At 66.8% G+C, this 14,577-nt stretch carries 13 protein-coding genes; 10 read left to right on the top strand and 3 right to left on the bottom strand.

The window, feature by feature from the left end:
- The first annotated feature begins 82 nt into the window (after nucleotides 1-82).
- A complete protein-coding gene (gene ggt / locus Pth03_RS08115; RefSeq protein ID WP_203943507.1) occupies nucleotides 83-1,924 on the top strand; it encodes a gamma-glutamyltransferase in 1,842 nt (613 codons plus the stop codon).
- Between the two features lie 206 nt (nucleotides 1,925-2,130).
- On the opposite strand, the gene Pth03_RS08110 is transcribed toward ggt, so the two are convergent.
- Nucleotides 2,131-3,333 carry an erythromycin esterase family protein gene (locus Pth03_RS08110; RefSeq protein WP_203943506.1) on the bottom strand — a complete coding sequence of 401 codons (1,203 nt, stop codon included), beginning with the start codon at nucleotides 3,331-3,333 and terminating at the stop codon, nucleotides 2,131-2,133.
- A gap of 58 nt (nucleotides 3,334-3,391) precedes the next feature.
- Between Pth03_RS08110 and Pth03_RS08105 the strand changes: the two genes are divergently transcribed.
- The 4 genes from Pth03_RS08105 (at nucleotide 3,392) to Pth03_RS08090 (ending at nucleotide 7,558) form a co-directional block, all read left to right on the top strand.
- Complete coding sequence (locus tag Pth03_RS08105) at nucleotides 3,392-4,159, top strand: TioE family transcriptional regulator (protein WP_203943505.1); 768 nt, start codon at nucleotides 3,392-3,394, stop codon at nucleotides 4,157-4,159.
- A 220-nt stretch (nucleotides 4,160-4,379) separates the two neighbouring features.
- The gene (locus Pth03_RS08100; protein ID WP_308442341.1) at nucleotides 4,380-5,837 is read left to right on the top strand and encodes an FAD-binding protein; all 1,458 of its coding nucleotides are present in this window, start codon (nucleotides 4,380-4,382) and stop codon (nucleotides 5,835-5,837) included.
- Nucleotides 5,838-6,064: 227 nt separating this feature from the next.
- A complete protein-coding gene (locus Pth03_RS08095) occupies nucleotides 6,065-6,619 on the top strand; it encodes a TetR/AcrR family transcriptional regulator (RefSeq protein WP_203943503.1) in 555 nt (184 codons plus the stop codon).
- A gap of 78 nt (nucleotides 6,620-6,697) precedes the next feature.
- Entirely contained in the window at nucleotides 6,698-7,558 is an 861-nt protein-coding gene (locus Pth03_RS08090; protein ID WP_203943502.1) for an aminoglycoside phosphotransferase family protein, read from the top strand.
- 4 nt (nucleotides 7,559-7,562) lie between these two features.
- Here the strand turns inward: Pth03_RS08090 and sigJ are convergent, their stop codons facing one another.
- A complete protein-coding gene (gene sigJ / locus Pth03_RS08085) occupies nucleotides 7,563-8,444 on the bottom strand; it encodes an RNA polymerase sigma factor SigJ (RefSeq protein WP_239118846.1) in 882 nt (293 codons plus the stop codon).
- 190 nt (nucleotides 8,445-8,634) lie between these two features.
- Here sigJ and wrbA point away from each other — a divergent pair, with 190 nt between their 5' ends.
- The 4 genes from wrbA to Pth03_RS08065 all read left to right on the top strand — a co-directional run bounded on the left by wrbA (nucleotide 8,635) and on the right by Pth03_RS08065 (nucleotide 11,683).
- Nucleotides 8,635-9,243, top strand: coding sequence for an NAD(P)H:quinone oxidoreductase (gene wrbA / locus Pth03_RS08080; protein ID WP_203943500.1), 609 nt, complete (start codon nucleotides 8,635-8,637; stop codon nucleotides 9,241-9,243).
- Nucleotides 9,244-9,447: 204 nt separating this feature from the next.
- On the top strand, nucleotides 9,448-9,876 hold the full coding sequence (locus Pth03_RS08075) for a YybH family protein (protein WP_203943499.1): 429 nt from the start codon (nucleotides 9,448-9,450) through the stop codon (nucleotides 9,874-9,876).
- 347 nt (nucleotides 9,877-10,223) lie between these two features.
- Entirely contained in the window at nucleotides 10,224-11,189 is a 966-nt protein-coding gene (locus tag Pth03_RS08070) for a DUF4232 domain-containing protein (protein ID WP_203943498.1), read from the top strand.
- Nucleotides 11,190-11,527: 338 nt separating this feature from the next.
- Nucleotides 11,528-11,683 carry a DUF6131 family protein gene (locus tag Pth03_RS08065; protein ID WP_203943497.1) on the top strand — a complete coding sequence of 52 codons (156 nt, stop codon included), beginning with the start codon at nucleotides 11,528-11,530 and terminating at the stop codon, nucleotides 11,681-11,683.
- A gap of 190 nt (nucleotides 11,684-11,873) precedes the next feature.
- Here Pth03_RS08065 and Pth03_RS08060 read toward each other — a convergent pair whose 3' ends face one another.
- On the bottom strand, nucleotides 11,874-13,037 hold the full coding sequence (locus Pth03_RS08060) for an acyl-CoA dehydrogenase family protein (RefSeq protein ID WP_203943496.1): 1,164 nt from the start codon (nucleotides 13,035-13,037) through the stop codon (nucleotides 11,874-11,876).
- A gap of 221 nt (nucleotides 13,038-13,258) precedes the next feature.
- On the opposite strand from Pth03_RS08060, the gene Pth03_RS08055 reads away from it, so the two are divergent.
- Nucleotides 13,259-14,572 carry a UDP-glucose dehydrogenase family protein gene (locus tag Pth03_RS08055; RefSeq protein ID WP_203943495.1) on the top strand — a complete coding sequence of 438 codons (1,314 nt, stop codon included), beginning with the start codon at nucleotides 13,259-13,261 and terminating at the stop codon, nucleotides 14,570-14,572.
- The last annotated feature ends 5 nt before the right edge of the window (nucleotides 14,573-14,577 follow it).

Here is a 14,577-nt window from a genome sequence, read left to right as displayed (position 1 = left end):
GAGCACGGAGGTACTGGTGAGAAAACCGCTTGTTCCGCACAGCACATCTCGAGGCCCGGACGACGCATTACGCCGGCGACTGGTGATCACGGCGTCCGCCGTGGCCGTCGCGGTGAGTTCGGTGATCCTGCCGGGCTCCCTCGCCCTGGGCGCGTCCGGCAATCCCGGCACCGTGTCCGACACCCCCTTCGGGACACCGAACAAGAAGAATCCGGATCCCGGCGCCTCCATCACCGCCGAGCGTGGTGACCGCGCCAGCAACTGGGCCGGCCAGACCGGTTCGGAGGTCCTGGCCCGGCACGGCGTGGTCGCCACGAGCCAGCCCCTCGCCGCGCAGGCGGGGCTCGACATCCTCAAGCGGGGAGGGAACGCGGCCGACGCCGCGGTCGCCACGGCGGCCATGCTCGGCGTGGTCGAGCCGTACAGCGCCGGAATCGGCGGCGACATGTTCATGCTCTACTACTCCGCCAAGGACCGCCGCCTGTACGGGCTGAACGCCAGCGGCTGGGCACCGCGGTCGTGGACCCCCGACTACTTCACGAAGCTCGGCTACGACGCGGAAACAGGTGTTCCCCTGCACGGGGTCCACAGCATCACCGTGCCCGGCGCGGTCGACGGCTGGGACCAGCTGCTGCGGCGCTTCGGCACCATGGACTTCGACCAGGTGCTCAAGCCGGCGATCACGACGGCCGAACAGGGCTACGGCCTCACCGAGCGGATCCACAGCGACTGGGAGTACATGGAGGAGGACCTCGCCCAGGACCCTGACTCGGTGAAGACCTTCCTCGTCGACGGCAAGGCACCCCCGCTGTACAGCGTCGTGCGGAACCCCGACCTGGCCACGGCCTACCGCACGCTCGCGAGCCGCGGGCGGGACGCGTTCTACAAGGGGCCCATCGCGGACGCCATCCTCGCCAAGGTCAACCGGCTGGGCGCGAAGTGGGTGCCCTCCGACCTGTCCGACTTCCACTCCGAGTGGGTCACGCCGATCTCCACGACGTACAAGGGCTACGACGTCTACGAGACGCCGCCGAACTCCCAGGGCTTCGCCACGCTCGAGATGCTCAACATCATCGAGCAGTGCGCCCCGCGCCTGGGCTACGACCTCAAGGCGCTCGGCCCGCGTTCGGCCACGTACTGGCAGGTGCTCGTCGAGGCCAAGAAGCTCGCCTTCTCCGACCTCGAGACCTACAACGCCGACCCGCGTTTCGCGCCGGTGCCGTACGAGCGGCTGATCTCCAAGGAGTACGCCCGCTCGCTCTGCGGCAAGATCTCGCTCACTCACGCGCAGGCGCCCGAGGTGAAGACCGTCCACCACGGCGACACCGTGTACCTCACCGTCGGCGACCGATGGGGGAACATGGTGTCCTTCATCTACAGCATCTACGACTACTTCGGGTCGCAGATCACCGTGCCCGGGTACGGCTTCCCGCTTCAGGACAGGGGCAACCTGTTCTCGCTCGACCCGGCGAACCCCAACCTGGTCGGGCCGCGTAAGCGCCCGTTCCACACGATCATCCCGGCCTTCGTCATGAAGGACGGCAAGCCGCTGCTGGCGTTCGGGACGATGAGCGGGGACGAACAACCGCAGGCCCAGGTCCAGGAGATCGTCAACATGGTGGATCTGGGGATGAACGTGCAGGCCGCGGGAGACGCGGCACGCTTCCACCACGACCAGGCCACCGACCAGCTGGATCTCGAGTCGGGCCTCTACGACGCCGTCGGGAAACAGTTGGCTGCGTTCGGCCAGAATCCGGTCCGCGCCAACGGCGACCTCATGGGCGGCTACCAGGCGCTGCTCTTCACAGAGGACCCGACCGCCAAGCCGCCGCACGGCAAGGGCATTGAAGGCGACCCGCCGGTGAACGGCGTCTACCGTGCGGGATCGGACTTCCGCAAGGACGGTCAGGCCGTCGGCTGGTAGAGCGACGTGTGCCGGACAGGACGGCCGCCCGTGCCGGGCGGCCGTCTTTCCGCAAAACGTCTGACGGGACGACGGAACCCCTATGAGGGGATTACGGCTGGGCCGGCGGCGTGTTCGTTCTCACGCAAGCCTGGGGACGGACGTAACCGGCGGTGCACGACGTCCACGTAGCGCTGCCGCTGATCGTCGCGCCGCGGCTGAGGAGCCTAACTCCGCGGAACGTCCTTGACGAACACGATCCCGTCGTTGTCGGCCAGGTGGGCCGGGTCCAGCGGGAAGTAGCCGTAGTAGGGGGACACGCGAGGGGCGGGCAGCCCGTCGCCGAGGGCGTCGGCCAGGCGACGGGCGTCGACGACGTAGTGGTCCTCCGGGAGCGTGTAGAGGAGCCCTTCGACGGTGTCCGGGGGCGGGGTGTCCACCCCCTGGTGCCGGATGGTGCCGAGTGCCGTGGCCAGGAAGGCGTACTCCTCCCCCAGGTGGGCGCTCACGATCGCGCCGGCGCTCCACCATTCCAGCGGCAGGCCGCCCATCCGCATCGTGCTCTTGTCCCGCTGAAGATGCCGGTTGTGAGCGTGGACCAGCACCGGGCTCCGCTCCGCGACGGCGAGGAGGTTGTCGGCCATCATCTGGTCCCGCAGGCCCACCAGCCGCGTCATGCGGCTTGGTGAGGTGTCCGCCATCCAGAAGTGGTAGCGCAGCAGGCCGGTGGCGGTGCGCCCGTACAGGCGTGCCCGGTCCCAGTCGTCCCGCGAGGTCGCCGCGATCAGGTGCGGCGTCTGCGCGTCGAGCAGCGCCACCAGATCGTCGGCGAGCAGCCGCAACTCCCTGGCCTCGGCCGACTGCCCCACGGACTGGGCCGGGTCCATCATCGTGGCGGGATTGTTCCACCGGTCGTCGGCCCCGAGCAGGCGGTCGATCGTTTCCGCGGCACAGGAAAGCAGGTCCGCGCCCACCCAGGCTGCGAGGTAGCCGTGGAGTGCGGTGAGGGCCTGCCGCGGGCTCGCGGCGCCGGTGATCTCCAGCGGGCCGTCGAAACCGGCGAAGCGCAGGCGTTCGGACGCGGGCCGGCCGTCGTTGTAAGCGCGCATCCAGCGCACGAGCTCGCGGTTGGCCGCCGACGCGCCGAACCCGTGGCTGAAGCCGCGCTCCATGACGTCGTCGAGGGTGCCGGTGCCCGAGGTGACGTAGTCGTCGACGACCAGGCCCATCATGCAGTCGCTCTCGATCGCGATCGACCGGTAGCCCTCCTGCTCGACGAGCTGCTGGAAGAGCTCGTTCCGCACGTCGAGCAGCGTGTCCTCGCCGTGGGTGGGCTCGCCCAGCGCGAGCAGCCGCGGCCGAGCCGGGAGCAGCCTCATGACGGCGGCGGCTTCGACGGCATGGGCGATGTCCTTGATGCCAGTAGCCATACCTTCAACGGTATCGTTGAACCCTCGATTGAAACTTTTCCGCGATATCGGCTGGCTCATGAGGCGAAACCTTCAAAACGGCGAGCGGCTCAGGCCGGTTGACCTGGCGCGCGGGCACGGCCTGTCCACGCAGGCGATCAGGAACTACGAGGAGGCCGGCATCCTTCCGGCCGCCGGTCGCACAGCCCATGGCTACCGCACCTATACCTCGCTGCACGCGCGAGCCCTGCGCGCGTTCCTCGCCCTGGTGCCCGGCCACGGCCACCAGACGGCGACGTCGATCATGCAGGCGGTGAACGGCGGCGCGGTCGAGGAGGCGTTCCGCCTCATCGACGAGAGCCACGCCCAACTCCTCGACGACCGCCGGACCCTCCAGGCCGTGGAGAACGCCCTCCGCGACCTGGACCCCATCGCGGCGTCCGAACCTGGCGCGGTGTCCGGGCCCGGCAGCACGTTCATCGGGCCGTTGGCAAAAAAGCTCGGGATCCGGCCCGCGACGCTGCGCAAATGGGAGCGCGCCGGGCTGGTGCGGCCGCGCCGCGACCCGCGGACCGGGTACCGCGTGTACGACGAGGCCGACGTGCGGGACGCCCGGCTGGCCCACCAGCTCAGGCGGGGCGGCTACCTGCTGGAGCAGATCGCCCCGCTGCTCGCCCAGGTGCGGGCCGCCGGCGGGCTGGAGCCGCTGGAGGCCGCCCTGCGCGACTGGCGCGGCCGGCTGTCCGCCCGCGGGCGCGCGATGCTGGCCGGGGCCGCCGAACTGGAGGCCTACCTGTCGATCAACGGCGGAGACCCCGACGACCAATCGGGGGGTGTGCACGCCTGACTCGGCGAACCGGCCGGCCGGTTCGGTTTGTCCGTCCCGCGTGGCCGAGCCAGGGGGGAGCGCCGGAACAGCTCTCACCAGCGTCGATACGGGTTTCACAAATCGGTATGGTGGTACCGTAATTCCATGCCGATCGCCTGATGGTCGGCTCGACAAAACGCAGGGCGGTCGACAAGGACCGCAGATCGTCTGCCGGGCGAATCCCCCACGTGCCCGGCAAATGGACGACTGCCTCCGACGCGCCTGCGGTCATCGGCACCCGGCTCGTACCGGCTCTGCAAGACAAGATCAGAAAGGCATCGCCATGCCCCGTTCCCTGCTGCTCTCATCCGTCAGCGGGCCCGTCCTCTTCCCCGAGGACGACGGTTTCACCGACGAGGCGTCGGTGTTCAACATGACCGTCGCCCACCGTCCGTACGCGATCATTGGCGCCACCGACGTGGCGGACGTCCAGGCGGCGGTGCTCTTCGCAGGAGACCGGGGCCTTCCCGTCGCGGTCCTCAACACCGGCCACGGTCCTTCCGTGTCCGTTTCCGGAGAAGCCGTCATGATCACCACGCGTCGCATGACGGAGGTGCGGATTGACAGTGCGAAAAAGACCGCTCGGGTCGAAGCTGGCGTCCGCTGGGGTCAGGTGGTGGAAGAGGCCGCCAAAGTCGGACTCGCGCCACTTGCCGGTTCCTCACCGCAGGTCGGTGTCGTCGGTTACACGCTCGGCGGCGGGGTGAGCATCGCGATGGGCCGGGCCTTCGGCTACGCGGCCGACCATGTCCTGGAGATCGACGTCGTGACCGCGGACGGCGAACTCCGCCATGTCACACCGGATTCCGACGAGGACCTGTTCTTCGCCCTGCTCGGCGGGAAAGGCAACTTCGGCGTCGTCACCGCGATGGAATTCCGCCTGTTCCCCGTGCGGGAACTGTACGCAGGAGCCCTGCACTTCTCGGGTGACGACGCACGGGATGTGCTGCACGCCTACCAGCGGTTCACTTCCACGGCGCCTGACGAATTGACGTCGTCGATCGTCTTCCTGCGCGCGCCCGACCTGCCTTTCATTCCCGATTTCATGCGGGGAAAGCTCACCGTTTCCATTCGCGTCGCCTACCTGGGCTCGGCACATGACGGTGAACTACTGGTCGCCCCGTTGCGGGCGGCCGCGCCGGTACTCGCCGACACCGTGACCATGATGCCCTTCGCGCAAATAGCGTCCATTACCAACGATCCGACCGAGCCGGGCGCCGCCGTGGAGCATTTCGTCGTGCTCGACGAATTGTCCCCGTCGGCAATGGAAGCGATCCTCGACATCGCAGGGCCGGATTCCGGCACGCCCATCACCATGGTCAACCTGTCCCATCTCGGCGGCGCATTCGGAATTCCGCCGGAGAAGGCGAACGCGGTCGGACGGCGTGACGCCGCATTCGCCGCCTTCGCGTTGACAGCGGTTCCGCCCGGCGATGTGAACGCCTCCAAGGACGTGGGCCTGGAACTGATCGACAGGCTCAGTTCGTCCGGAGGCGGCCGGAAGCACCCCAGTTACCTCTCGCCGGCCGACGCCTCCGTCGAGAACGTACAGCTGGCGTATGACGAGGTGACCTATAAGCGTCTGCAGGCGGCGAAGACCGTGTACGACCCGCACAACGTGTTCCGCTACAACCACAACATCCCGCCCCTCGCTTAGCCGTTGGCTGAACGGGCGGGCCGCAATGCGTAATCGCCACCCCGGGCGCGGAACTCCGGGGTGGCAGTGCCGTACGTATGGGGGCGGATCGCACCTGCCTGGACACGCGTCCCACCTGGTTTGACGGCCACCAGGCACGAAAGTATGGTACGGCCATGCCTATAGCGAATCGTAAAAGGCGCGCAGGCGGGGAGAAACGAACTCTCGTCCTGGAGTCGGTAACAGTTGTGCTCGCCGAACGCGGCTATGAGAATACGCGTTTCGCCGACGTATCGGCTGCCAGCGGTGTCGCGATCAGCACGCTGCAGAATTACTTCGGTTCGCGTGAGGACATGGTCATTGAGGCAATGGGGCTTTCCGTCGAACGGGAGGTGGCGGCTCTGGAAGCAGTAGCCGCCGCTGAACGTGATCCATGGGAGCGGCTGGTCGCCATGATCGATCGGAGTCTGGATAATCCCGATCATGTTCGGCGGATGCTCGTCGAATTCTGGCGGGCCGCCATGCGGGACGACGAACTTCACAAGTACAGCGCGGAAGTGCAGAAGCGCTACCGGGCGCCCTTTCTGACCGCAATAAGGGAAGGCGGCGAGCAGGGAGAATTCACGCTCACCCATGGACCCGACGACGTGACGGACTTCCTGTTCTCCATCCTGACCGGAGCCGTCATCTCCCGTGTCCTGCACCATCCAACGCCGTCTCCCGCCGACTTCCGTGGCGTTCTGCTGGCCCAGCTCCGCCTGATGCTGGGACTCCATCGTGCGAGTCCTGCGGCTCCCCGGTGAGAAACCGGCGGCGAGACAGATCGATGCGGCGAACAGGCATAGAGCGTTCGCAAGGCCATCCCGCCATATCGTTGCGCCATGAACACCCCGGCGACAGAAGTCGACATCGACGACGACCTTGTTGACCGCTTGATTCGCGCCCAGCACCCGGATCTGGCGGGACCGCTCATCCTCGTTGCCAACGGCTGGGACAACGTCATCTATCGCCTTGGTACGGAGCTGTCCGTACGGCTGCCGCGTCGACAGGTGGCCGTCGACCTCATCGTCAACGAGCAACGCTGGCTGCCGGTCCTGGCCGCGCACGTCGACGTCGCGCTGCCCGTACCCATCAGGGCCGGCGAGCCCGGCGAGGGCTACCCATGGCCGTGGACGATCGCGCCCTGGTTCGAAGGCCGTACGGTCGCCGATGTGCCGCCGTCCGAACGCTCCGGCATCGCCGTCCCGCTGGCTGAGTTCATGACAGACTTCCACCGGCCTGCACCGCCTGATGCACCGCATAACCCCGTCCGCGGCGTCCCGCTCGCCGCCCGCGACGAAGCGGTACGGCAACGCCTGCAGTTGATTTCCCGATCAACTGAGCTCCTGCCCCTCTGGGAGGAGTTGGCGGCCCTCCGTCCCTGGCAAGGTCCCGCGCTGTGGCTCCACGGCGACCCGCACCCGGGGAACCTCTTGCTCGACGGGGACGGTCTGCTGGCTGTTCTGGACTTCGGTGATCTCACCAGCGGCGACCCCGCCACCGATCTGGCCGCCGCCTGGCTGGTGTTCGATGAGAACGCCCGTGAGGTATTTCGATCACACGTGGACGCCGATGAAGTGACCTGGGAGCGTGCACGGGGCTGGGCACTTGCCCTGGGCACTGCCCTGGCCGCCTACTCGGCCGATAATCCCAGCATGGCGGCTGTTGGCAATCACGTCCTTGACCAGGTGCTTCTTACCTAGTCTTTTAGATCCAAGGCCGGAGCTTGTCGGGGTTCCGAACTGCCCAGATGCGCCTGATCCGGTCGCCCGTGACGTCGAACGCGTACACCGTCACGGTGACGCCGTCTTGTTGAGCCACCAGACCGGGCTGACCATTGACCGTACGCTCCAGGATCGAAATGTTGGGTGCCGCACTCGCCCGAACCGCGAAGAAGCGTGCGACCTCCTCGGCGCCTTCGATCGGGTGGGGTTCGGCGCTGGCCAGGCCACCGCCGTCACCGGTCGCCGTGGCATCGGGGTTGAGTAGGTCGATGAGCGCGTCGATGTCCTTGGCTTCCCAGGCCTGTTTGAAGTCCCTGACGATGCCGGCCTGCTGTCTTGCAGGGGTCGCGGAGGGCTGCGATTCGCGGATGCGGCGCCGGGCTGAGAAGGCCAGTTGGCGGCATGCCGCCGGCGTACGGCCGACGATCTCGGCCACTTCGGCGAAGGGGTAGCGGAAGACGTCGTGCAGGATGAACGCGACGCGCTCGGCCGGGGTCATCGAATCGAGCACGACAAGGAAGGCCATGTTGACCGACTCGTCGAGGGTGACCCGGTCGGCCGGATCGGCGGCGGCGCCTGGCGACCCGCTGACCCATTCCGTGCGGTCGGGCAGCGGCTCGGGGAGCCATTCGCCAACGTAGCGCTCTCGCCTGGCCCGTGCGGAGTCGAGCAGGTTCAGACAGATACGGCCGGCGACCGTGGTCAGCCAGGCACCGGGAGATTCGATGGCCTCCTGTTGCTGTCGGGGCATGGCGTACCAGCGGGCGTAGGTCTCTTGGACGGCATCCTCAGCATCGGCCAGGGAACCGAGCAGCCGGTAAGCGAGATTGATCAGCTGACGCCGCCCGCTCGTAATCGCATTCACGCTTGGATCGGGCCGGCCGTGTCCTGGCTCGGATGGCGTGGTCATGGTGTGTCGTCGATTCCCTTGGTCGCATCTGCCCTCACCAGTACGACAAGACAGCGCACCGAACTGTCAGGTGGGGCGCGTCACCTGACATTTCGCGGGGTTGCGTTGTCGTAACTGGCAGAACCGTGAAGGAAGGAAATCGATCTTGGAAGCCGTGAACGTCGCGATCGTTTACTACAGTGCCACAGGCACCGTGCACGCCTTGGCACAAGCCGCCACCGACGGCGCGGAAAAGGCGGGCGCACAGGTGCGACTGCGCAAGGTCGCCGAACTGGCCTCACCGGAGGCGATCAACGCCAACCCGGCCTGGGCGCAGCATCTCCAGGACACCGCCGACATCGCCGAGGCCGCCCTCGACGACCTGGCCTGGGCCGACGTGGTCCTGTTCGGCACCCCCAGCCGCTTCGGCACTCCATGCAGCCAGCTCAAGCAGTTCATCGACACCCTGGGTCCCCTGTGGGCACAGGGCCGGCTCGCCGACAAGGTGTACTCGGCCTTCACGGCCTCCAACACCGCCCACGGCGGACAAGAGTCCACCCTTCTGTCGCTGGGGAACGCCTTCTACCACTGGGGCGGCATCATCGTGCCCCCGGGCTACACCGACCCCATCCAGTTCCGGTCAGGCAATCCCTACGGCACCTCTCACGTAACCGGTGATGGCCCACCCACTGCGGTAGCCCTGGAAGCGGCCCGCCACCAGGCCCGCCGCGCCGTCAACACGGCGGCCGCACTCAAGGCCTGCCGCGCCGCCTGATCCACTACGGCGCACCCATGCGCCTGCCAAAGCCGACCGAGAATGGCCAACCGGCGGACGGCACTGCTCGAATGCTCCCGAACTCCGAGAATCTCGGCACAAGTGGGCCCGATCACAAACCCTGCAGATCCCCAATGAGATCGTCATCGGGACCGTCGCCAGGCGAGCTGGGCACGGTCAGATATTCCTTGAGTGGAGGATGTAATGACTTCGAACGATTCCGAGATCAGGGCGCTCCTGGACAGTCGGGTCGATGCCTGCCAGACAAAGGACATTGATCGACTCATGTCGCTGTACTCTCCCGACATCGTTTATTACGATGTCGTACCCCCTCTCCAGTTCATCGGGGCCACCGAGGTCCGTCGCAACTTCACGCGGTGGTTCGATGAATACGACGGCCCTATCGGCTTGGAAACGCACGACTTGAACATCGCGACGGGTGAGGATGTCGCGTTCGCGCACATGCTTCACCTGGACAGCGGTACGCGCAAGAACGGGCTCGATGGCGCGGTTTGGCTACGATCAACCGTTTGTTGCCACCGGTCAAGTGGCAAGTGGTTGATTACGCACGAACATATCTCTATGCCGGGTACCTGGCCTCTCTCCGCCCCGGAGGGGAATTCGACCGACTGAGGTAACGAAGGAATGGCGTCCGATCTGTGTAGACGTGATTTCCTGGATCAAGTCCACAGCAGAAACGGGTGCACCTTTCCAGGGAGCCCGCGCGACGGATGCCAGACGCTGCTGGGCTCTGCCTGGGTCGATGGCCGCAGCCACCAGGCCAGCTCAGGTGCCCGGGCGCCGAGGAGCCGTCGGAACGGGCGGGCGTACAACGGGCAGACCCGAGGTGCGCCAGGACCAACCCGCCCACCTTGCGTTCCCCTGGGATACCGACTATCCGGTGTAGCGCGGTGTCAGCCAGAGGGGCCTCGACAGCCCATCGTTACGGTCTAAGGTTTGCTATGCGTCAAGGTCGTCGGATGCGTATCACTGCCCTCAGCCTTCCCGCCGTACTCGTCGGCGTCCTGCTCCTCTCAGCGTGCGGATCGGAGAGGGCCGCTACACGGAGCGACGGCTCGCAGCAGACCCAGGGGTCCGACTCCGCAGACCGGCGCGGTGACCCCTCCTGTGGCGCCCCGTCCACCGGTACGCCACCCACGTCCGGCACTTCGGAACTTCCTGGCGGCTCCGCGGATCTGGAGAAGGACGGCGTCAAGATAACCGGCCTGAACGGACGGTCCCGCAACTGCGACCGCTACCCCCTCTCCGCCGAGTTTCGGGTCACCAACCACGAGTCCGAACCCTTCACGTACACCATCACCTTCGAGTTCCTGTCCGATTCCGGAGAGGCGCTGGCATACACCGAACAGACGGTCCCATCGGTCAGGCCCGGTCAGACCGTGAAGCGCACAGTCGACATGAGCGAGCTCCATTCACCGGCGCCCGTCGCGGTGCGGGTGGGAATCGCCGAGGTAAGAAGCGTCCCGGCGGACGAGGCACCCGCCCCGACAGGTCCCTGCCCGGCCTCCGGCACCCGTGTCACAACCGACGACGGTGACGCCGCCATGGGGCTCCGCGTCGTGGGAGTCCATCTGGAGAACTGTTCGACCCGCGCGTATCGCATCAACGGCTACCCGAAGCTCCAGCTCCTCGACGAGGACAGAAAGCCCGTCACCGGCGTCGAGGTCCTGCACGGCAGCGGCGGCATCTCGACCGTGACCGGCTTCGACGACCCGCCCAAGCCGGTGACCCTGCAGCCCGGCCAGAGCGCGTCCGCCGGCCTGATGTGGCGCAACACCGTCACTGACGGCGCGCCCGTAAACGTGCCGTACGTCAGAGTGAACGCGAAGGCCGGCGCTCGTCCTGTGATGGTGACGCCGGAACTCGATCTCGGCACCACCGGGAAACTCGGCGTCAGCCCATGGAAGAAGGACGAGGTTCCATAGCCCCTTGTCGAAGTACCGGCTTCAACCTGTGGGGGCACCGCCCAGTAGTGCCGCCCCCGCATGATCGTATGTCCGCCGTCGTGCGCTGGACAGACAAGCGCCGAGACGGGATCTCAGAGCTGTTCGACGGTTTCGTCACGATGAATTCAAGAGATGGGAATAATTTGGCGGGTTAAGGCATGCGTTTCCGATATCGGGACTGCGCTCTGCATCGAGGGTAGATGTGAACCACGGCGGCCTTTGAGGGACGCCTTCGAACGTTGACAGTTCACCGCAGCGTCGGCGCGACCCACAAGCCAATGCCTCACGTTCACCACCCTCGAAAGTAGGCAGCCACCATGATCATTCTTGGAATCATCCTGCTGATCATCGGATTCCTGACCGGCATCTCCATCATGTGGACCATCGGGATCATCATCCTGGTCATTGGATTGGTGCTCATGCTGATGGGCCGCGTAGGCCGGCCCGTCGGCGGCCGCAAGCACTACTTCTGACCGGCCAGGCATTCATTCCCGGTACTCCTATGCGCCCATAGCTCCGGGTCGTACGCGTGCTCGTCGACCGGTTCATCCCCGCCCATCAGGCCTAATTCGTAGATCACGCCTTCGATCAGGCCAACCGCCGTGGAAGACGACGAACCCCGCCCGCCCAAAGAAGCGAGGCGGGGTTTCCGCATGTCAGGGGCTACTTCAGCAACTGGCGGGCCATGACCATGCGCTGGATCTGGTTGGTACCCTCGTAGATCTGGGTGATCTTGGCGTCTCGCATCATGCGCTCGACGGGGTAATCGCGGGTGTAACCATACCCGCCGAGAAGCTGCACGGCGTCGGTGGTGATCTCCATGGCGGCGTCGGACGCGGCGGTCTTGGCGGCGCTGGAGAAGAAGGTCAGATCCTTCACGCGCGTGCCGTGCATGGCGAGCTCCGACTTGGCGGCCGCGGCGTAGGTGAGCTGGCGGGCGGCCTCCAGCTTCATCGCCATGTCCGCGACCATGAACTGGAGTCCCTGGAAGTCGGCGATCGGCTTGCCGAACTGCCTGCGCTCCTTGACGTACCCGATGGCGTAGTCGAGCGCGCCCTGGGCGATGCCGAGCGCCTGTGCGGCGATCGTGATGCGGGTGTGGTCGAGGGTGGCCAGCGCGGTCTTGAACCCCGTGCCGAGCTCGCCGATCATCCGCGATTCGGGGATGCGGACGTTCTCCAGGATCACCTGCCGGGTGGGTGACGCCTTGATGCCGAGCTTCTTCTCCTTGGGCCCGAAGGAGACGCCCTCGTCCTCTTTCTCCACCACGAAGGCGGAGATGCCGCGGGCGCCCGCCGACGGGTCGGTCACGGCCATGACCGTGTAATACTCCGACACCCCCGCGTTCGTGATCCACATCTTGGTGCCGTTGAGCACGTAGTGATCACCGTCCTTGACGGCGCGGGTCTTCATGGAGGCGGCGTCGGAGCCGGCCTCGGCCTCGCTGAGCGCGTAGGAGAACATCGCGTCACCGCGCGCGACGGGAGCGAGGTAGCGCTGCTTGAGCTCCTCGGACGCCGACAGCAGCAGCGGCACCGTGCCCAGCTTGTTGACGGCCGGGATGAGCGAGGACGACGCGCACGCGCGGGCGACCTCCTCGATCACGATGACGGTGGCGAGCGCGTCGGCGCCCGCTCCGCCGTACTGCTCCGGGACGTGTACGGCGTGCAGATCGGCCGCGACGAGGTCCTTGTAGACCTCCCACGGGAACTCCTCGTTCTCGTCGGCCGCCGCGGCCCGGGGGGCGATCTTTTCGTCAGCGAGCGCACGGACCGTTTCGCGGAGCATCTCGTGCTCCTCGGCGGGCGCATAGAGAGGGAAGCTCATAGCGCGATAGTAAGCCGCGCGAGGGGAAGGTTACCAACCAGTACGGTACCGATCCTTGCGGCTGTCATGACTGGACAGCCCCTGGTTCGGGGCGGCGTCGACCCGTTCTGGGCGACGCCGTACCGTTGGGCCAGGCAGAGTTTGCCAGCCGGGCACTTGGGGCAGTTGGAGGCCCCGGTACTATGCCAGACCACAAAGAGTAGGTAAGAGGGGAGCATGCCGTGCCTTACCGCCTCACGGTGCTTGGGACCGGATATTTGGGTGCCACTCACGCGGCATGCATGGCCGAGCTGGGGTTCGAAGTCCTCGGCCTTGACGTCGATCAACAGAAGATCGACATGCTGGAGCGCGGCGAGCTGCCCATCCACGAGCCGGGGCTCGAAGAGATGCTGCAGCGCAACCTGAAGTCGGGCCGCCTGCGCTTCACGACCTCCTACGAAGAGGCGGCGAAGTTCGGCGACGTGCACTTCATCTGCGTGGGGACGCCGCAGAAGAAGGGCGAATACGCGGCGGACGTCTCCTACCTCGACGCGGTCGTCGAGTCCCTCGCGCCACACCTGGACCGCGAGTGCCTCGTGGTGGGCAAGTCGACCGTTCCGGTCGGCACCGCGGAGCGCCTGGCCGACAAGCTCGTACGGCTCGCGCCCGCCGGCATGCAGGTCGAGCTGGCCTGGAACCCTGAGTTCCTCCGTGAGGGCTTCGCCGTCAAGGACACCCTCCAGCCCGACCGCATCGTGCTGGGGGTCGCCTCCGAGCGGGCGGAGAAGGTGCTCAGGGACGTGTACACCCCGCTGGGCGACATCCCGATCGTGGTGACGGACTTCCCCACCGCCGAGCTGGTCAAGACTGCGGCCAACGCCTTCCTCGCCACCAAGATCTCCTTCATCAACGCGATGGCCGAGGTCTGCGAGGCCGCCCACGCCGACGTCAAGCTGCTGTCGCTCGCGCTGTCGTACGACGACCGCATCGGCGGCCGGTACCTCAACCCGGGCCTCGGCTTCGGCGGCGGCTGCCTGCCCAAGGACATCAGGGCGTTCATGGCCCGTGCGGGCGAGCTGGGCGCCGACCAGGCGCTCACCTTCCTCCGTGAGGTCGATGCCATCAACATGCGGCGCCGCGCCCGGATGGTCGACCTCGCCCGCGGACTGGTCGGCGAGTCGTTCGCCAACCGCACCGTGGCCGTGCTCGGTGCGGCTTTCAAACCCAACTCCGACGACATCCGCGACTCGCCCGCCCTCGACGTGGCCGTCACCATCGGGCAGGAGGGTGGCATGGTCACCATCTACGACCCGGTGGCCCTCGACAACGCCCGGCGGGCCCACCCGGGGCTGGGGTACGCCACCTCGGCTCTCGACGCCGCCCAGGACGCCGACGTGGTGCTACTGCTGACCGAGTGGGACGAGTTCGTCCAGCTCGACCCCGAGGCGCTGGGCTCCGTCGTCTCCACCCGCAACATCGTCGACGGCCGCAACGCCCTCGACGCGGAGACCTGGCGCTCCGCCGGCTGGCACTACCGCGCTCTCGGCCGCCCCTGATCCCT

It is taken from the genome of Planotetraspora thailandica, assembly GCF_016863335.1.
GTDB lineage: Bacteria > Actinomycetota > Actinomycetes > Streptosporangiales > Streptosporangiaceae > Planotetraspora > Planotetraspora thailandica.
The sequence above is the reverse complement of the archived record's forward strand: the minus strand, read 5'-3'. Positions and strand labels throughout refer to the sequence as shown.

Bases quoted from the DNA above. Each gene is read 5' to 3' on its own strand.
- Pth03_RS08110 (WP_203943506.1), bottom strand. From the start codon at position 3,333: ATGGCTACTGGCATCAAGGACATCGCCCATGCCGTCGAAGCCGCCGCC.
- Pth03_RS08105 (WP_203943505.1), top strand. From the start codon at position 3,392: ATGAGGCGAAACCTTCAAAACGGCGAGCGGCTCAGGCCGGTTGACCTG.
- Pth03_RS08100 (WP_308442341.1), top strand. From the start codon at position 4,380: ATGGACGACTGCCTCCGACGCGCCTGCGGTCATCGGCACCCGGCTCGT.
- Pth03_RS08090 (WP_203943502.1), top strand. From the start codon at position 6,698: ATGAACACCCCGGCGACAGAAGTCGACATCGACGACGACCTTGTTGAC.
- Pth03_RS08075 (WP_203943499.1), top strand. From the start codon at position 9,448: ATGACTTCGAACGATTCCGAGATCAGGGCGCTCCTGGACAGTCGGGTC.
- Pth03_RS08070 (WP_203943498.1), top strand. From the start codon at position 10,224: ATGCGTATCACTGCCCTCAGCCTTCCCGCCGTACTCGTCGGCGTCCTG.
- Pth03_RS08065 (WP_203943497.1), top strand. From the start codon at position 11,528: ATGATCATTCTTGGAATCATCCTGCTGATCATCGGATTCCTGACCGGC.
- Pth03_RS08060 (WP_203943496.1), bottom strand. From the start codon at position 13,037: ATGAGCTTCCCTCTCTATGCGCCCGCCGAGGAGCACGAGATGCTCCGC.